Here is an 18715-nt window from a genome sequence, read left to right as displayed (position 1 = left end):
CCAGCCTATTCGATGCCTGGTGGCCGGTTGAGCGTTTTTAAATACGATTCAGGTTAGAAACTGGCCGATACGTTCAGGAAATAGTAGCCGCCATTAAAGCCAAACTGCGTGGCGTTGCGGCCATAAATGAACCGGCCAAACGACGAATTATCCAGTACCGCCGATCCGTACCGCTCTGGTGTCGGCGCGTTGATCACCCGTAAGGGGTTGGGGTACACATCGAACAAGTTGTTGGCACCCAGGGTAAAATTCAGGTTTTTCACCAGGCGATACGATACGTTCAGATCCGTAACGAAACGAGGATCGAAGGTCTCATCCAGGGCCGGATTGATTGGATCATAGGATTGAACCGTGCCGAAGCGGGAAATGCGGAGAACTGCCCCAAACTTGCGGAGTCGGTAATTGAACGTCAACTGAATTTTGCTCCGTGGCTGGGCCGATGTTAGCCGGGCGCTGTCCTGTCGATTAAACAGGAAATTACCAAACGTAGCATCGGTTGGTATGTTTGCCGGACGCTGAATCTCACCGATCAACTTGGTTCGGTTGACGTTGGCCGCCAGAGTTATGTCCAGCGTGCCAGTACTGAGTCGGGGATTAGTCGCCAGTACAATGTCGATGCCCTGCGTTTGTGTATTAACCGCATTGGTGAAAAACTGGGCGCTGTTCACATCCGTCTGCCCGGCCCCGTTCAGGATATTGGTCACAATCAGGCCCGCTCCGCTCGTACCGCGCGAAAACTGGTTGCTGTAAATAATTCGATTGTTGATCCGAATCTGGTAAGCATCTACCGTCAGGCTAACGTTGGAAAGCGGACGAGACGTGACACCGATACTGAAATTCATGGAACGCTCGGCACCTAGTGGTGGAACACCAAACGCCTGAGCAATGGGGCTGTCGTTGCGGAAGGTGCCCGTCTGGCGAGGTTCTAATCCCTGCCCGGTCGAAACGAAAACGGTGCTGATGGCGCTGAAATAACGCTGGTGCAGCGAGGGGGCCCGGAAGCCGTTACTCACCGAACCGCGCAGAGAAAACGCTTCGCTGAAGCGGTAACGAGCGGCCAGTTTACCGGCCAGATTACCGCCGAAATCGGTGTAGTATTCGTATCGTCCGGCGGCATTGAGCAGGAGCCGGTCCGTTACATCCGATTCCAGATCCACGTAGGCACCATACACATTTCGATTGGCATTGATGGCATTGGCGGGCTGATAGCCGGGGAATACCTGCGACCCGCCAAGCTGACCCGATTGGGGGCTGAAGTTCAGGTACGAAGCGGCTTCGCCGGGTTTTATCCGGTACTGATCGTTGCGATACGTTACCCCCGCGGCTACGTTGAACGACGTCAGACCCAACTGCTTACCAAAATCTTTGGCCGCGCCCAGATCGGTGGTATTCTGGTAAAAGGAAAGCGTACCGGCATAAAAAGAAGTTGGGTTATTAAGGGGGCCGAGGTAGGCCAGTGATGCGTTGTTGGAGTTGGTTACATCGAAGCGGAACGAGTTGCCGCCGTACACATTGCTGATGTCCCAGCGCCAGCCTTTCGTTTCACCGTTGACGCCTACCAATAACGACTGGTCGTTAATACTCGACTGAATGGTGGGTAAGAAACCATTCGGATACAAGGAGCTAATGACCTGGGTTGTCTGGTAAGGATACCGGTAAAAACCAGCGGCCAGCCCCCGGCGGTAATTCAGTCCGCCCGTGGCGTAGAAACTGGCCGATGTTCCCCGAATGGGTACCCGTGCGTTCATAAAGAACCCCGCATTTTGAACCCGGGCGTTTCCCACCTGCAGGTTGTTTGATACATCGAAACCATTCTGACGAATCAATGCCTGGTCCTGCTGATACAGCGCCTGCCGACGGGCTACATAGGTCGCAGCCGATTCGCCGGTCTGTTGCCCTACATTCCAGTTTGTGTAGACCGGGCCAGTATAGTCGCCTGCCCGGTTGGTGGCTCCCCGATGACGAAACTCACCCGTGAGGCTCAGAAAGCCCTTTTCGCCGATTTTAAAACCGTGGTTGAGACCCACCTGCGCCACCTGGCCGTCACCTTTATACTGTTGACCAATCTGGGCGTTGACGGTTGTACCGGGCCGCTCCTTCAGCCGGAGGTTGATGACTCCGGCAATGGCATCGGAACCGTACTGCGACGAAGCCCCATCCCGCAACACCTCAATTCGTTCGATGGCCGACGAAGGAATGGCGTTCAGGTCAGTGCCGACCGAGCCGCGCCCGACGGTGCCATTGAGGTTAATCAAAGCCTGATTGTGACGCCGTTTGCCGTTGAGTAAAACCAGTACCTGATCGGGGCCAAGACCACGCAGAGTGGCCGGGTCAACGTGATCGGTGCCATCCGATACGCTTTGCCGGGACGAGTTAAATGAGGGTGCCACAAACGTCAGTTGCTGCGTTAGGTCCACCTGGCCCGTAGCGATCAGGTCGCGCGACTGGATCACATCTACCGGGGCAACGGTTTGGGTGCTGGATCGAGCCTGCGTTGACCGAGAGCCTACAACGACGACCTCGTTCAAGCTGGCCAGACTCTCCACCATCCGAATGTCGACGGTTGGATCGGTCCCTGCTGCCACCTGTACTGGAACTGATTGGGTGGTATATCCTACAAAACTAACGCGCAACGTATAGGTGCCTGGACCGAGGGTAAGTGTGTACGTACCGTTGACATCGGTAATGGCTCCAGCGTTCTGGCCGGTTACCAGGATAGATACGCCGGGAAGGGCCGTCCCTGTCGTAGCATCCGTTATCCGACCCTTAACGGTCTGTGCTAGCGCCATCGTACCGGCTACTAGCCAGAGAAAGGTGAGCGAAAAAAGAGGTTGATACCGGTATAGATTGTGCATAGTAGATCACCTAGGGCAGCGTTTCTGCCTCGTGGGGTGCGTCCGTACTAACCGACTGGTTATAGGGTAAGGCCAGGAAGTAGAATAGGAGTGAGGAAGCGGTTCTAATACGGAAAAAGTAGGGTAACGACATGGTCATAGACCCAAATCGAAAAAGCAGGCCGTTCCCTAATCATACCATGATCAACACAAACGATTTATTCCGGAAGGGGTATAAGTGATTCCAGATCAACCGCGTAGCACTGAAACCGATTTGAATTCCAGAATCAGGCTGCGCCCCCAAATTGTCTGGTTTGCCGGAAGCCGCGCCCCGGTTTTCAGCCAGCTAAACTCCTGCTTATTTATACTAGATGTATGGCGCAAAAAGGTATTACTGAACAGGTTAAGCACGAGGCTAAGGTTGTTCAGGGTGAGGAAACAAAAAACAAGATTTACGCCAGCCAGCAAACATTTCCGGACCAGGCTCGTGCACAGGAAGCGTTTAGCCGATCCATTGCGAAACTGCTGGACGTAAATGGCTGGTCGCATTTATCCATGTTTACCGCTGACTTCGTTTTGCATGATCAGACGGGCAAGCCCAAAGAAAGTGGTCCACCCCAGGTAGGAGATTGTCTACAGATCATACTGCCCGGTCCCATGCCCGAAAACTGGGTACGGGTCATTGACACGGTTACGAACGAGAGCCTGGTAGCGTTTACGGTTCAGCCTGGTAAAGATCCCCGAAAGGAGCAATCCGATGAAGTGGAACACTTCTTTCATGTGGAAGCAAGCAGCACGTTTCAGGTTGAGTTGTCAGGGAATACAATCACTGCCTCTGAAATTGGCAAGCACGAAGGCATTAATAATGAGGGCCCTGAAGCGGGAAATCGGGCGCTGATCAACACCGTTATTGCCGAAGGTGGCTGGCTGTTTTACCAGAAATTTCAATGGAAATTATTGACCGATTATCTGGTGCATTTGTAGCCGTTCGCGCTAGGTAAACTATGTAAAGCCAACGTCTTAAAGCTGACCCGGGAGGTTTCTTACAGAGCCGCGCTAACGGGTTCAATGAACACCTGCCGAATGCTGGGTTCGGCCGTCTGAATCGTTGCCCGAATACGGACAACGCCCTGAATGAGGTCTTCGGCACTGAGGTTAGGCGCAAACGTTACCCGCTGGATGAGTACAATATCATTAACCCCCATTTGAAACGTGAGCGTTTGATGAGCCTTGCTCACAATCGGGTCGGCTTCGGTAAGAGCAACGGTATGCTGCACAATGGCGGGGTCGGCTCCTTCGCCCATTAATAAGCTTCGGCTTTCATGGGCCAGTACCACCGCCACCGCCATGAGCAGGAGGCCGATGAGAATAGACGCCAGACCATCCAGGTAAGGGTTGTTGAGCTGATGGCCCAGAAACACGCCCAGAAAGGCAATAATTAAACCCAACACATCGGAGCCATCTTCAAATAACACCACAAAAGTAGACGGGTCTTTGCTGTTTTTCACAGCAGCCCAGAAAGGCTGGTTGCCCCGCTGGGCATTGAATGCTTTGAACGCCGTTACTAGAGACGCGCCATCTAGTACGAGAGCAATGCCTAGTACAATGTAATTCCATTGCGGATTTTCAATGGGTTCGGGATGTTGTATGTGCGTGACTCCTTCATAAAAGGACACTCCGCCCCCCACCGCAAAAATGAGCAGCGAAACGATGTAAGACCAGAAGTAAAGCTCCCGCCCGTACCCGAAAGGTCGTTTATGATCGGCGGGTTTCTGGCTTCGCTTCAGGCCCAGCAGCAGCAGTATTTCGTTAAGGGTATCGACCAGGGAGTGAATTCCCTCCGAGATCATGGCCGAGCTACCCGTAACACTCGCGGCTACAAACTTGGTAAGGGCAATAGCCAGATTAGCCCCGAGGGCGGTATAAATTGCGGTCTTTGACGATGCCATACCGAATCAACTGGTTTGACAAACGGTATGTTCGTATCAAGTAGCGGCTAAATCAATCTCAAACAGACAACAAGTTGGCTCGTCTTGGTAGTGTCTTGGCAAACTTGCTGTATTAGTCAACTCAACCATTCCCAGGAAGTTGAAACCGGCTGACGTATAATGCTCAATCAGTTTCGTGTTGTTGCCTAACGTATCCAATCGAACGAATCGCTTCCCAATTCGGCTCGCATAACCTTTTGCCCATTCAACAAGGGTATCAATATACCGATTCCCCCGTAAGGTAGGGTTGGTGCAGATGCGATGGATGTAAATCGCATCGTCCCTATCTTTTTCTTCCCAAATTTCTTTGTCCTCGAAGGTAATCACCCAATTGCAAGCCATTACTTCGCCGGAGGTAATTTTCCAATGCCTTTCTTCCTGAATTTCTTGGTCAATAAACGATTTGTCGAAGGACGGCCACACGACCATTTTCCGTTGAACCTGGAGATTTCTTGCTGCTTGGTAGAGCAGTAAAATCGCATTAGCGTCACTTAACGTACAATTTTTGATTTCCATTTGCACCTCGTTGTTTTATTAGGACGCAAATCTCGAAATCGGCTCAAAAGGACGAAACCCGAATCTTGCTGTCTTTTACCCGTCGTTTTCTGGCTGCCGGGTCGGTTGGCTTGTTAGTCGAAACCTGCCCCGTAAGCACTACTTTGTCACCTATCGAAATACTATATGCCCGCTCACGAGTTCTAATTTGTTAATCGACAGCTGGTCGCCGGTGTGCCATTTCGTCCGCCAGCGCGCTGGCGTTGGCATCGCCCGTCTGGCGCAGTTCAGCAATAATGGCCTGGTAATTTTTATCGTCCCGGTTTTGGCTGAGTTTGGCCGCACCCTGTAGGCTGTCGATGGTCATGGAGAAGGCAATAAGACCCCGCATTTCTTTTCGTACATAAGCTTCGGTCATGCTTTCAATCGATACGGGGCAGGCTGATTTTGCTTCGTATTTGTCGACTTGTTGTCGTAAAAACTCCAGGGTTTCGTCGTCCGTCAGAAGGCTTGTTCGGCCGGTAACATGCACCGAGAGGTAATTCCAGGTAGGTACATTGATGTGATCGTACCAGGAGGAGGAGATATAACTGTGAGCCCCCGAAAATACAGCCAGAGAAGGCGTATGCCTGGCCAGCAATTTACCCTGTGGATTCGCTTTGGCCAGATGCCCAACCAGCTGGAACTGGCCGTCGGCAGTGGGGACAAGTTCAATGGGCAAGTGAGTGGCGACTGGAATGCCATTGTCGCCAGTGCTGACGAGCAACGCAAAGGAGTTGGTTCGGATGAATTGAAACAAGGTCTCGCGGTCGGTTTCCAGAAAAGACTTGGGGATGTACATAGGGGTATAGTGGGTTAATCAATTACCTGCCTTTGTCGATTGCCATTCGTACGGCCAGGCCGGTGAGGATGCTGGCCATGAGCCATTTCTGCACTCGAATGTAGGCTGGCCGGGCCTGAAACCAACGGGCTATCCGGGCCGCAGACATAACAATCAGCAAATTAACGGTAGCGCTGACAAGTAGTTGAGTGAAACCTAATTCGATATTCTGGCTTAACAACGAACCATATTCCGGCCGGGTAAATTGTGGGAAAAACGATAAGTAAAAGACAGCCACTTTGGGGTTCAGGGCATTGGTCAGAAAGCCCATCTGAAATAACTTTCGATCGGAATGCACGTCACCTTCCGCCAGATTGCGTGTGTCAAAGGGCGACGTGCCGCCGGGTTTAATGGCCTCCCAGGCCAGATAGAGCAAGTACCCAATGCCGAGCCAGCGCAGGATTTCGTAGGCTAACGGAATGGCCATGAAAACGGCCGTCAGACCAAACGCCACCAGACAGATGTGCACCAGAAAGCCAACCAATACGCCTGACAGAGAAAGCAATCCCGCCCGTCGGCCCTGCGTAATGGAGCACGAAATGATGTAAATCATATTCGGGCCGGGACTAAGTACCAGACCCAGCGCAGCGAACGCGAAGAGAAGCAATTCGTTGATTGGGAGCATGATCTGGTTGGTTTAGTGTAGGTAATTGGGTAGTTCGGTTTCAACGCTGGTCTCTGCTGCTACCGGCGTTAATCGTACCGTTTGCATCGGAATGACACCCGCCCAGGTTGGTAAGTTTTCGTCTTCGGGCTCATCACTCGGCCCGCCCGAACGAACTTTGGCGGAGGCTTCGGCCAGTGAAAAAACGAGTACTGTAGTTTTCCGCATTTCACTGTCTGTCGTTGGGCGTAGATCCGCCCAGCGGCCGGGAATCAGATGGTCCGTAATCAAGGCAAGAGCTTCCATGCGCTCGGCTTCGTCGGTTACTTTCTGGGCATTAGCGAAAATGGTAACCGAGCGGTAGTTGACGGAGTGATGAAACGCCGACTTGGCCAGCACCAATCCGTCCGTGAGCATAACGGAAATGCAAACGGGATTGCTGTGTTCAATGGCCCGAATAAAGTGGCTTCCCACCGAACCATGAATGTATAGCTTGTCATCTTTCCGGGCGAAGGCCGTTGGAATAGCCATGGGTTGTCCGTCCATGGAATAACTGACCACACAGAACAGGGCTTCGTCCAGAATGGGGTTGATCGTTGCTGCGTCGTAATGAGCGCGTTTGGCCAGACGGCTGGGTGTTGTACGGGTGGTTTGCATTAGGCTTCTTGTTTTTTATGAAGCAAATGTCTTGCTTTAGTGGTCTATACAAATCGTCCAGTTTCAATAAGTTGACTAGTCCGGTTATGGTTCCCTTAAAATCATTGATTCAACTCGACAAGACGTCACGGCTTCCCATTTTCGTTCAACTCAGCAACCAGCTTGGTCAATTGATTCGGGCGGGTACGCTGCTGCCCGGTCAACGGTTGCCCGGTACGCGTCAACTGGCCGGTTTGCTTGGGGTGAATCGGCAGACTGTGGTTGCTGCGTATGACGAAGGGATGGCGCAGGGCTGGCTCGAAAGCCGCGCTGGAAGTGGTACGTACGTGGCCTCCCACCTGCCCGATGTAAAGCCGCAGCCACTGCTGGCGGACGATGAACCATTGGTTCCAAACAAGGCCGCTGACGGCCAGCCGGGCTATGCGTTCGAACGGATTAATTTTCTGGCCCGACCTGTGCTGACAACCCAATCGGGCCTGCATCTGGATGATGGCTTTCCCGACAGTCGGCTGGCTCCGATGCCCGAGTTGAGCCGCGCTTATCGTTCGTATTTTAACTGGGGAAATCCGCAGCAGCACTTTGGCTACGGCGATACCAAAGGGCATTTATTATTACGTGAGCAGCTGTCCAGGCATTTGAACGAAACCCGCGGTTTGCAAACTACGCCCAATAATATGCTCATTACACGGGGCAGCATTATGGGGCTGCATCTGGCCAGCCAGGTGCTGTTGCGGCCGGGCGATGTAGTCGTAACGGGTGAGACAACCTGGGCGGGTGCCCTCATGAATTTTCAAAAAGCGGGCGCCCGGATACTCACCGTACCCGTTGATGAACACGGAATTGACCTCGACAAACTGGCTGAGTACGGTGAGCGACAGCCGATTCGAATGGTGTTCGTAACGCCCCATCATCACTACCCGACAACGGTAACGCTTCACCCCGGCCGGCGGGTCCGGTTGTTGCAACTGGCGGATCAGTATGGGTTTGCCATTCTTGAAGATGATTACGATTATGACTTTCACTACCTCAGTCGGCCCATCTTGCCACTGGCCAGTGCCGACCGTCAGGGCATGGTTGTCTATGTTGGATCGCTCACCAAATCAGTCGCTCCAGCCTTTCGAATTGGCTATGTAGTGGCCCCGTCAGCGCTGATCGACGAACTGGCCCGGTTTCGGCGCATCATCGACCGGCAAGGCGATCCGATGCTCGAATTTGCGATTGGGCAGTTGTTCAAAACAGGTGATCTGAAGCGCCATCTTCGAAAAGCCCTACGGGTTTACCACACCCGCAGAGATCATTTTTGTGCCTTGCTCGCCAATGAGCTACCGGACGCCGTTCAGTTTACCCGGCCAGACGGCGGGCTGGCCGTTTGGGCGCACTTCGACCCGGCTATTGATATGGACGCAATGGCCAGATGGGCGGCACAGGAAGGGCTAACGCTGTCGAGTGGCGTAACACACAATCCGCCCGGTCAGCGATTGAACTGCACCCGGCTGGGCTTTGCATCGAGTTCGGAGGAAGAACTGGACCGAAGCGTTCGGGTGCTGAAAAAAGTGATTTACTGATTAATGAACAGCCTTATCGTTGTTTAGCCGGTAGGCCAACAAGGCTCATGGTCCAGAGACGCTGAGTACTCAGGCACTAATAGAGTAGACTAGTCTGGAGGAGCGTTTTTTGTTCTGCTGGCAAAAAATAATCTATTGAATTTCAATGATCTACGTATACAGTGCGCCGTTATTTATCGGTTCGGGCGGCTTCCCACCCGAGCATAGCTTGCTTGCGCTCAATACCCCAGCGATAGCCACCGAATAGACCAGTCTTTTTTATGACCCGGTGGCAGGGAATAAGATAACCAATCGGGTTTGACCCGATCGCGGTACCGACCGCTCGGGACGCTGTAGGTTGCCCGATGACGGTTGCAATCTGGTCATAGCTGGCCAACTGACCTTCCGGAATTTTCAGGAGCGCTTCCCAGACCTTGAGTTGAAAAGCAGAACCACGCAGTAAAACGGGTAGCTGTTGCCCTTGTGTCGCAGTTGCCTTCATTGACGGAAATATCTGATCGGCCAGTGATTGTAAAGTCGTAGGATCGTTTTGGTAGGATGCCTCTGGCCAGGTCGCGGTCAGGACAGATTCCAGTTCATCGTTCACATTCAGGAAGTGCAGAAGGGCAATTTTGCCATTGATAGCCCCCAGCACATACGGTCCAAACGGACTCTCGAATTGGCCATAAACCAGAATCAGTCCTGACCCAGCCTGTTTAAACTGGCCGGGCGTTACGCCTTCGATGGTCACGAACAGATCATGTAGCCGACCGGTGCCGGAAAGACCCGCGTCATAAGCGGCATCGGCCAAAGCCGCTCCGGTACGCAGCCTTGTTTTGGCATGTTCGAGTGTCAGGTACTGGCCAAATTTCTTCGGACTCACACCGGCCCATTCGGTGAATAATCGCTGGAAGTGAAACGCACTGAGATTCGCGCTTTCGGCCAGTTCCTCAAGCGAAGGTTGCTCACGAAATGTAGCCGTCAAGTGTTCTATCGCCTGGGCAATCTGCTGATACGTATACGGGCTGTTTGTGTTCATGGCGTTTCTGTTGGTTTACGCCTACAAAGGTCACTAGAAGACGGATGTCGATAAACCCGATTCTTGCGAAAGTGATGCGTCGAAGCGCAAAAAAAGCTACTATATAATTGACGTAAAGGCTACCTGTTCAAAGGGGTCTTTGCATTGGTAATGAGCCTAGCCTAACTAGAAAATGTATCCTTATTCACTAGTTCAAACAGCTTCCTGGAGAGCAGACAATCAACCTGATTAATGAATTCGATTCGTTATCTTTGACAAACGTTTGGTAACATCCTGTTTGGGTATGTGAAGCCAGATAATGCTCGTCTGTGTATGAAAAAAGGATTACTCCTTCTCTTGCTTTTGGTGAATGCGCTGGTCGTAAATGGGCAAAAACGATTTGGTAATGAGTGGATCCGGGCGGGTCAGAAATACCTTAAGCTATCGGTTAGCCAGACGGGTGTTTACCGTGTAGGCTACGACGACATAAAAGTAGCGGATGCCTCGCTTCTGCTGACAAATCCGATCAACTGGCAGCTGTTCTTCAGGGGGCAGGAGATGGCTATACGAATAGTGGGACAACAGGATGGTGTGTTTAACGCGCAGGATTATATTGAGTTTTATGGCGAAGGAAATGACGGGGCTCAGGATTCGCTGCTGTACCGGCCGCAGCAACGGCTGCACCCCTACCAAACCCTGTTCTCGGACAAGTCGGCTTACTTCCTGACCAGTAGTGCTTCGCTGCCCGGCAGGCGAATGCCCGAACTGAATGCATCCGCCCAGGGACTATCGCCCATAGACTTTCACGTCGAAGAAGCGGTCCAGGCGTTTACCAGCGACTATACATTCAACAACCTGAAAGGACTGGAGCCTTACCTGCAACAAAGCTATTTTGAACCCGGTGAGGGTTGGTCGGGGCGCATTCTTACGCCCGATTCGGTGGGCGTTGTTCAGATGAAACTGCCGGGGCGGGTGTCGGTAAACTGGCCCATTGCCATTCAGGGAATGATCAATGGACGGGACAATACAATCCACCAGATCCAGTTGCAACTGGATGCCACAACGACAGCATCTATAGCCCCGCTTTCGTTTACCGGCTTCGATAGCAAGACGTTTCAGGCAACTATAAAGCCAGAAACCATTCAGAACGACAAACTTACGCTCCGGTTTACAGCCGCGAAAAACGGCTTTACTAACCATTACTCGATAACCTACGCGAAAGTTTCCTACCCGCAAGTACCGGACATGGCTGGTTTGTCAGGCAAAGTATTTCATCTGCCAGCCAGCACGGGTTCAACGGCGCTGATGTCGGTGGCAAATGTACCAGCCGCATCGGTTGCCTACGACATAACGGATCGGGTAAACTGTCGGTATCTGACGACCCAAACCACCGGAACACAAACGCAACTTGTAGTTACGGATGCAACCCGAAATCGGGATATACTCGTAACCAATCGCATCAATAAACCGCTTGCTATTCAGCTAGTTGCCTGGCAATCGGTAATGCCTAAAACGACGGATTATCTGATTATAACCCATGCGTCGCTCAGGCCGTCGGCGGTGGCCTATGCCAGCTACCGGGCATCCTCTCAGGGGGGCGGGTACAAGCCCTTCATCATCGAGTCCGATTCGTTATTCGATCAGTTCAACTACGGCGAAAAAAGCCCGCTGGCTCTCCGGCGCTTTACCGATTATGCGCTGGCCAACACGGCTGTCAAAAACCTGTTGCTGGTGGGCCGCGCAAACAGCTATCCTTACACGACCAAAACCGCAACGGATGATTTAGTCCCAACTGTTGGCTATCCCGGTTCCGATATCTTGATCACGGCTGGTCTGGGTACGTATTCGATGAACACACCGGCTATTCCAACGGGCCGGATCAACGCAACGACAAACGAACAGGTGCTGGCGTATCTGGAGAAGGTAAAACAACTCGAACAAGCCACATCGAACGGGCTCTGGCGCAAGCACATTGTGCACATCAGCGGAGGGAAAAGTGCTCCAGAAGCTGCTGGTCTCCGCGATGCCCTGAGCGGCATCGGTACGATTTATGCCAACGGGCAACTGGGTGGGCAAATCAGCGCGTTCAGCAAGAACAAACTTGATGAGGTAGAACAAATCGACATCACTCCGCTCGTTAACGACGGGGTTAGCCTGATTACGTTTTTTGGGCATGCTGGCCCCTCCGTGACCGATATGAATTTTGGCTACGCATCGCCCCCCGAAAATGGCTTTCGTAACCAGCATTACCCGCTTATGATTTTTAACGGCTGCGGGGTAGGGGAAATCTTCTCCAGCTTTAATACCCTGTCGACGGACTGGCTGCTGGCTCCTCAAAAAGGCGCTGGTATCGTACTGGCACATACCTACTGGAGTTTTCAGCAACCCACCACCCGCTACCTGACAAAACTGTACAACAGCCTGTACACCGATGCCAGTACGCTGAATATGCCTTTTGGAAAAGTACAGCAGCAACTGAATGGAAGCCTCGAAAAAGAGGGTGTCGATCCTTACGATATTTCGGTGATGCTGCAGATGCTTCTGCAGGGCGATCCCGCTGTGAGCCTTTATCCGCTGCCCAGCCCTGATTTTGCCGTCGAACCCAAGGGCGTTTACCTTCAGTCGAACGTGGCTGGTCGTTCGCTTGGGAACAGCGATTCGCTCCGGTTGGTTATTCCCCTCGCCAATATGGGCAAATACGTAGCGGGGCAGGCTGTTTCACTGACGGTGAAAAAGACGATTAACTCAGTGGTTACGGCCAGTACCCTGCGATTTAAGGCGTTTCGATACCGGGATACCCTAACCTATACGGTGGCCCGGGACGAGCGGTTGCAGAAATTGGAGGTGTTCATTGATCCCGATAACCAGCTGGTTGAATTGAGCAAAACCAATAATGCGGCCGCGTTGAGCATTGACTGGGCGCAGGCGCAGACCGGTACCAGTTATCCGGTCAATAGTCTGCTGGACCGGGTCAGTCCGGAGGTAAACGTATTCGTTGATGGGAGAATCAGAGAAAACCAGGCCGTGGTTGGCCTGCACCCAAGCCTGGACGTGTATATTCTGGACGAAAATCCCCTTTCGCCAAAAGATACCAGCGCCGTGGATGTGTACCTGAAAAGCTGCGACACCTGCGCTCCACAGAAGCTGGCAACCTCGTCGTTTTCGGTATCGGCCGTGTCGGCAAATCAATTACAGGTCACCACCAGCCTGTCGCTTGCCGCGGGGGGCAACTACCAACTCATCGTTTTCGGGAAGGATGCTGCCGGCAATCGCACGCAGCCGCCCTATACCCTCGATATTGCTGTAGTAGCGGAAGATAAACCGATTACGTTCGTGGCTTACCCGAATCCGGCAAGTACTTACGTAAAGTTTGACTTGAATCTGAATGTAAAGGAATTACCGACCGAGTCCCGTCTGTCGATCTATAACCAGTCGGGAGTGTTGGTTTTCGAAAATAGCCTGCCCGTATCGACCGGAAAAAATTCGGTTCTCTGGCAGGGAACAGTACCCGGCATGTACCTGTATTCGTTACGGTTGACGTACAACGATGGCCATACCGAACGGCACACGGGCAAGGTTGTGTGGCAGCGCTAAGGAACTCGATTGCTCGCTATCAATGTCCATTTTTGCCGGGTACCCGAGTCGATTTTGCCTTTACCGATGCAATCGGGTGTCGACTGGCAATAAGACAGGGCCGTGTTTTCGCGGTACACCAACCCTATATTCTGAGCGTATACCCGCTGGTATTTTGTTAAATTGATCAGCGTCGAATCGGTCGGGCCAACAACCGCAACGGTCCGATCGAATGATAACGTACCCGTGGCAAACGGACGGCCAATATTTTGGTAGCGGAGCGTCAATGTATCGGAGAGGCCGTTGTAGGTGTTGATGTTCCAGGATGTTGTGGTGGTAACGGGGAAAAGTAAACTGACCGTGGGTGCATTATTGTCCTGGCTGACAACTTCCGAAAGGCTTTTGGATACCGTACGAATGGCGCTGACCTGCCAGCTGTTCTGTTCCGATTGACGGGTAGATTCTTCCAGTTGGAAAAACACCTGCCCATTTCGGGTAAACGAACTACCAACTTTCTGCTGAAGCTGAAACACCCGCGTGGTCGCGCCACTGGTGAGGGAGTAGGTCTCTTCCGTAACCTGATACACCCAGTAGTCGCCGGTTTGCAGAGGGTAGTAAGCTGAATCATCGGGGGGCGGATCGTTGCTGGTCTGGCAACTGCCCACAAGGCCTAGTAAGCTTAGAAAAACAAAAACGGTGGACAAAGGGCTGCTTTTACGCATTTTCAGTCGATGAACAGGATAACTTACTCAACGCATAGCCAGCTAATAGCTTGACTGACCATGCATTGATACGAACTCACGAAGATAACGGGTTGCGGGCTAACATACAGCGATTAAGCCGTTTGTGGGTTACTATCCGGATTCGCCAAGATAGGGAGTCCTGCTTAAATTAGGTAGTTTTGGGAATACAGAAAATCAGCGTTCAGGCTACCTTTGATAGTATGAGTGGAATTGCGGGAATTATTCGGTACGATGGACAGGATGTGTCTGCGGTTGATCGGGCCGCAATGATCAGAGCGCTCGCTCATCGGGGTGAAGTGGCGAGCCAGCCAGTTGATTCAGGGATCTTGCTGGCCTTTGCCGGTAGCCTGGAAATTAATTCGCTAACGGGTACCTGCGCCACCGCCGATGCTGACCTTTTTTCGGACACGAAACGCGATAACGTATTCACCTCAACGTTCGCTCAGGGCGGCCCCGATTCGTTCAACGCTATAAATGCCGATTTCGCCGTAGCCCTTTGGGAGCCTGCCCGCCAGACGTTGGTTTGTGCGCGTGATCCGTTGGGGGTAAAACCGTTTTATTATGTTCACCACCCCGGCCGTTTGTTCGCCTTTGCTTCCGAAATAAAGGCGTTGCTTGCTTTGCAGGACGTCGTGATCAAGCCCAACGAGCATAAGTTCCGGGAGTACCTGACCTGGACAACGAACTACGTGCCCTACAGCGCCGAAACGTTTTACGAATCCATCTATAGTTTGTTGCCCGGCCATTTCATTCGGGTAAGTGCGCAGGAATTGACCCTACAGCCTTACTGGCAGATCAACCCGGAAAAATACAGCAACCTGACCCGGCCGGAAGAATACGCGGAAACCTTCGTCAGTACGTTTACCACCGCCATTGAACGGCGGATGAACGGGAAGAAACACATAGGCGCTCACCTGAGTGGTGGCCTGGATTCGTCGTCGGTGAGTGCCGTGGCGCAGTTTGTGCTGCACAAACAACAGCGGTCCAGCCTGCACACCTTCAACATCGATACGGGTCTGGCTTCTACCGATGAGTCTGAATTTGTCCGGGCGTTTACCAGTAAGTGGCAGCCGCAGCATCATACGGTTCGGCCGAAAGCGGATGTGCTGGCATCTGTTCTCGCCATAAATCACCAGTTCGACCGGCCCGATCATTTTATTATCCCGTCCAGTTTTCACCTGGGAGTTTCGCAGGAAGCCCGCCAGCTTGGTTGCGATATTCTGCTGACCGGACATGATGGCGACAGCGTCATGGCAACTGGATTTGATTACCTGGACCAGCTGCTTGATGCTGGCGATTGGGAAACCTTACAGCTTGCCTGCCATCAATACATCGACCACCGGTACCCGCCCGATTTTGTGGCCGATCCGCCCCGGCTGCGGAACGACGATGAGTTTGAACGCTACGCGCTGAGTATTCTGGGGACTAACCTGAAAAAACGGTTTCGTGAACAATCCTCCAGCGAGTTCCTGGTCCATTTGCGTCGGCAAAAGCAACTTTTCGGTTTATCGACGGCGGGTATCCTGGGCTACGCTGCCAGCCGGATCAAGGCCAGACTGGTCTATCGGACGCTGCTCGACAATGCGTTCAGCGAAGAGTTTAAGCAGCGCATTGGCCGAAAGCAGCCCGTATCGACCGAGCCAATGACTACTGAATTAAGTAAAGGGCGCCCCGTTCCCGTAAAGCAAATTCTCAACACAACCAATGTCATCTGCGCCGAGCAACTGAACCATATCGGGGCTCACCACGGGCATACATACTCGTTTCCTTTCTTCGATAAGCACGTTGTTGAACTGGGTTTGGCAACGCCCCTGGAGGTTTGCTTCGACAAGGGGCGCGGTCGGGGTCTGATCCGGAACGGGTTGAGCGCTATCCTGCCGAGTGCCATCATAAACCGCTACACGAAAGCCAACTTTGTGGAATACGGCAATGTGTCGGCACAACAGTTGTATCAGGCTACCCGTGAACAGGTTGACCGAACCGATCATCCTATCTGGGATGTTATTGACCGGGCTGTGTACGCTAAAATCGTAAGCACGGTTTTCAATCCCAAAATACCGGTGAAGCAGAAAACCCGCTATAACTGGCTGCTGAGCCGCATCATTTATCTGGCTCTCTGGCTGGGATCGCTGCCCAAAAAAGGGTAACGGGATGGTTGAATGGAAACCGCCGTACTACGCTTCAAAACCGGGGCACGGCGGTTTCCTGATCACCGGCGGCCGGGCATAAATCGCAGCAACGACTGAACGGCACGAATGAATATAGTGATGAAACCCAGTTCTTTGGGAACGTATATCAGGCGTTTGCCGACCCTGAACAGGCTGTAGCGGAACACGCGGCTGGTGAGAAAAGTGGCACAGGTTTTTAACCGATCACCGATGGACGTTTGTGCGGTCAACAGCAGCGTTAATTGCCTTAAAACGAGGTGACTGAACTCGTAAGGTTTCTCAACTTCCCAACTTTTGGCGTATGCTTCGGCGAGTGAACGGATTCTGACGGAAGCAACCAGATCCTGAACCGGCGGGGGGAGGGGTAAGGCCCAGATTTGCTGACACCAATACAGACCAGCCAGGAAAACCTCTTTGAAGCCGCATCGGCTCAGTTCCTGCAATAGCCACGGCCAGTTCACATCGGCTTTAACCAGCGTAAAATACAGATCATTGATGTAGTACATCTGCTGCCAGATGTTGTTCACGCCGTGGTGCGTAGCCAGTAGAACAATTTTCCGTTCGGTCTCAAACGCTGACTGTGACTGAACATAAGCCAGATCGAACAGGGCGTAATGCTGGTTGAATCCCATGATTTTCCAGTGCAGGTCAATATCAAACTGGCTATTATTGAAGAAAGGCTTGAACAGACTTACTTCATACAGGTCTGACAGAATCCGCTTTTCACCCTGCCGCCATTGTAGGTCCTGTTTTTCGGATAGATGATACTGGTGCTTCTGTAATAAATCGATGGTGGCGAAAACATCGTCTGGCTTGACCAACAGGTCAATATCACCACTGATTCGCAGACCGCTATCCGGATAGACGTGTTCGGCCAGGTATATTCCTTTAAGCGGTATCTGCTCAATTCCATTCTCCGACAGCAACGTGGCAACCGTATGGTACTGATGTATTTTCAGCATATTGTCGGTCGTGGTTAGCTGGCAGTCCTGCTTGAGAGTAGCGATGAACGACTCGGAAACGGCAGGTATCTGGCGGAGCGACCTGAATAAAAACGGCTTTAGTCGATGCCGCTCGGCCAGGGCATACAAACGATTCCAGTTGATCGGTTGATGGGTTACGAACTGGGTAAGCTTCTCTCTTTTTTCGGCCGGTAGCTCTATCGAACAGGCCATCATCAATAACGTTACTTCAGAAGAAAGATCAACCTGCATAAGGTGCGTAGAAATCGGACTCAGTTCCAGTCCAGAATGGGCTCGAATACCTGATTGGCCTGTTCGCCCAAAATAATCCTGTCTTTGTAAACGACCCAGGCGTGAGCCGCAAAGCCCTGATGAACGCTCTTATGAACGCCAATGCATACACGTACATCCGGGTGGTTGTTCAGCAGCCATTTTGCGCTGAGTGCCTGTACCAGACACGTAAAGCCAAGGGGAACCCGGTTGCTCACAACCTGAATGGCCCAAACGGTATCGGCTATGGTTTCGCTTGGCAGACCGTTCAGGGGTTGAAGGGCCTTCGGGTTCGTTTTGAGAAATTTGTTGAAGGGGAAAATAAACAGCAGGCATTTATACATGGCCAGCACCAGGAAAACGCTGGCCAATAGCCATTTTCTGCGCCAGTCTGAGGATATAAACTTTGCTATACTATTCACTGACTTCGATGAGCTTTTCACGGAGTAAATTGTCTAGAAACAGCACTAACTCATCCTGACAAACGGCGGGCTCCACATCGAACTCCTCCAGTAGTTGCGTCTGAATTTCGTGAACCAGCAGGCTTTTCTTCTCCTGCAAAAGAGCCCAGATGAACCCGCCGACCTCATTCAGTTCGTAATAATTACCGGCCTCATAATTTAACAGAATGGTTTCATTTCCCAGTACTGAAGAAGACTGGTTAGGCAGTAATTGAACGCGGGTGTTCGGCGTAAAAGGCATGGGTATGGTGACTAAAATCGGATTGAAAGTAACGAAAAGAGCTTGATTCGCCAAGATACTGGCAAATCAAGCTCAAAGGTATGCTTACCTGATAAAACTAAGCGAATGAACCGAAGCCGTCTGTGGCTGATCCACTTTTCAGCGTCAGTTTTTTTACACTACCCAGCGATTTTAGCTTAGGCGTTTTGTAGGCTTTTTTGGGCGCTGGAGCCGATATATGTACAGTCTTTGTAGTCATGAGACAAGAAAAGTAAATGTGGTAAAATGAGTAAGTTTG

General features: G+C 52.0%; 17 protein-coding genes. 4 read left to right on the top strand and 13 right to left on the bottom strand.

The window, feature by feature from the left end; translation table 11 throughout:
• Nucleotides 1–53 precede the first annotated feature (53 nt).
• Complete coding sequence (locus tag ACYU87_RS06450) at nucleotides 54–2855, bottom strand: TonB-dependent receptor (RefSeq protein ID WP_461133200.1); 2802 nt, start codon at nucleotides 2853–2855, stop codon at nucleotides 54–56.
• Between the two features lie 10 nt (nucleotides 2856–2865).
• The gene (locus ACYU87_RS06445; protein WP_461133199.1) at nucleotides 2866–2988 is read right to left on the bottom strand and encodes a hypothetical protein; all 123 of its coding nucleotides are present in this window, start codon (nucleotides 2986–2988) and stop codon (nucleotides 2866–2868) included.
• Nucleotides 2989–3209: 221 nt separating this feature from the next.
• Here ACYU87_RS06445 and ACYU87_RS06440 point away from each other — a divergent pair, with 221 nt between their 5' ends.
• Nucleotides 3210–3818 carry a hypothetical protein gene (locus ACYU87_RS06440; RefSeq protein ID WP_461133198.1) on the top strand — a complete coding sequence of 203 codons (609 nt, stop codon included), beginning with the start codon at nucleotides 3210–3212 and terminating at the stop codon, nucleotides 3816–3818.
• Nucleotides 3819–3877: 59 nt separating this feature from the next.
• Here the strand turns inward: ACYU87_RS06440 and ACYU87_RS06435 are convergent, their stop codons facing one another.
• The 5 genes from ACYU87_RS06435 to ACYU87_RS06415 all read right to left on the bottom strand — a co-directional run bounded on the left by ACYU87_RS06435 (nucleotide 3878) and on the right by ACYU87_RS06415 (nucleotide 7458).
• Nucleotides 3878–4783, bottom strand: a complete 906-nt coding sequence (locus ACYU87_RS06435) for a cation diffusion facilitator family transporter (RefSeq protein WP_461133197.1) — start codon at nucleotides 4781–4783, stop codon at nucleotides 3878–3880.
• A 36-nt stretch (nucleotides 4784–4819) separates the two neighbouring features.
• Nucleotides 4820–5338 carry a GNAT family N-acetyltransferase gene (locus ACYU87_RS06430; protein WP_461133196.1) on the bottom strand — a complete coding sequence of 173 codons (519 nt, stop codon included), beginning with the start codon at nucleotides 5336–5338 and terminating at the stop codon, nucleotides 4820–4822.
• A 190-nt stretch (nucleotides 5339–5528) separates the two neighbouring features.
• Nucleotides 5529–6158, bottom strand: a complete 630-nt coding sequence (locus tag ACYU87_RS06425) for an FMN-binding negative transcriptional regulator (RefSeq protein WP_461133195.1) — start codon at nucleotides 6156–6158, stop codon at nucleotides 5529–5531.
• A 22-nt stretch (nucleotides 6159–6180) separates the two neighbouring features.
• Nucleotides 6181–6822, bottom strand: a complete 642-nt coding sequence (locus tag ACYU87_RS06420; protein WP_461133194.1) for a LysE family translocator — start codon at nucleotides 6820–6822, stop codon at nucleotides 6181–6183.
• 12 nt (nucleotides 6823–6834) lie between these two features.
• The gene (locus tag ACYU87_RS06415; RefSeq protein ID WP_461133193.1) at nucleotides 6835–7458 is read right to left on the bottom strand and encodes a pyridoxamine 5'-phosphate oxidase family protein; all 624 of its coding nucleotides are present in this window, start codon (nucleotides 7456–7458) and stop codon (nucleotides 6835–6837) included.
• A gap of 26 nt (nucleotides 7459–7484) precedes the next feature.
• Between ACYU87_RS06415 and ACYU87_RS06410 the strand changes: the two genes are divergently transcribed.
• Nucleotides 7485–9023 carry an aminotransferase-like domain-containing protein gene (locus tag ACYU87_RS06410; RefSeq protein WP_461133635.1) on the top strand — a complete coding sequence of 513 codons (1539 nt, stop codon included), beginning with the start codon at nucleotides 7485–7487 and terminating at the stop codon, nucleotides 9021–9023.
• A 169-nt stretch (nucleotides 9024–9192) separates the two neighbouring features.
• Here the strand turns inward: ACYU87_RS06410 and ACYU87_RS06405 are convergent, their stop codons facing one another.
• On the bottom strand, nucleotides 9193–10041 hold the full coding sequence (locus ACYU87_RS06405; protein WP_461133192.1) for a methylated-DNA--[protein]-cysteine S-methyltransferase: 849 nt from the start codon (nucleotides 10039–10041) through the stop codon (nucleotides 9193–9195).
• Nucleotides 10042–10353: 312 nt separating this feature from the next.
• On the opposite strand from ACYU87_RS06405, the gene porU2 reads away from it, so the two are divergent.
• On the top strand, nucleotides 10354–13614 hold the full coding sequence (porU2, locus tag ACYU87_RS06400; protein WP_461133191.1) for a putative type IX secretion system sortase PorU2: 3261 nt from the start codon (nucleotides 10354–10356) through the stop codon (nucleotides 13612–13614).
• Here porU2 and ACYU87_RS06395 read toward each other — a convergent pair.
• Nucleotides 13611–14315, bottom strand: a complete 705-nt coding sequence (locus ACYU87_RS06395; RefSeq protein WP_461133190.1) for a hypothetical protein — start codon at nucleotides 14313–14315, stop codon at nucleotides 13611–13613. The genes porU2 and ACYU87_RS06395 overlap by 4 nt on opposite strands.
• 221 nt (nucleotides 14316–14536) lie before the next feature.
• Here ACYU87_RS06395 and ACYU87_RS06390 point away from each other — a divergent pair, with 221 nt between their 5' ends.
• Nucleotides 14537–16483, top strand: coding sequence for an asparagine synthase-related protein (locus ACYU87_RS06390; RefSeq protein ID WP_461133189.1), 1947 nt, complete (start codon nucleotides 14537–14539; stop codon nucleotides 16481–16483).
• A gap of 62 nt (nucleotides 16484–16545) precedes the next feature.
• On the opposite strand, the gene ACYU87_RS06385 is transcribed toward ACYU87_RS06390, so the two are convergent.
• From ACYU87_RS06385 to ACYU87_RS06370, 4 genes are all read right to left on the bottom strand, one after another.
• A complete protein-coding gene (locus ACYU87_RS06385; protein ID WP_461133188.1) occupies nucleotides 16546–17718 on the bottom strand; it encodes a nucleotidyltransferase family protein in 1173 nt (390 codons plus the stop codon).
• Nucleotides 17719–17738: 20 nt separating this feature from the next.
• Nucleotides 17739–18158, bottom strand: coding sequence for a lasso peptide biosynthesis B2 protein (locus ACYU87_RS06380; protein WP_461133187.1), 420 nt, complete (start codon nucleotides 18156–18158; stop codon nucleotides 17739–17741).
• The gene (locus ACYU87_RS06375; RefSeq protein WP_461133186.1) at nucleotides 18151–18438 is read right to left on the bottom strand and encodes a PqqD family peptide modification chaperone; all 288 of its coding nucleotides are present in this window, start codon (nucleotides 18436–18438) and stop codon (nucleotides 18151–18153) included. Before ACYU87_RS06375 ends, ACYU87_RS06380 begins: the two co-directional genes overlap by 8 nt.
• A 97-nt stretch (nucleotides 18439–18535) precedes the next feature.
• The gene (locus ACYU87_RS06370) at nucleotides 18536–18676 is read right to left on the bottom strand and encodes a hypothetical protein (protein WP_461133185.1); all 141 of its coding nucleotides are present in this window, start codon (nucleotides 18674–18676) and stop codon (nucleotides 18536–18538) included.
• Between the last annotated feature and the right edge of the window lie 39 nt (nucleotides 18677–18715).

This window comes from Spirosoma lituiforme (genome assembly GCF_054776635.1).
This window is presented reverse-complemented; position numbering and strand designations above follow the sequence as displayed.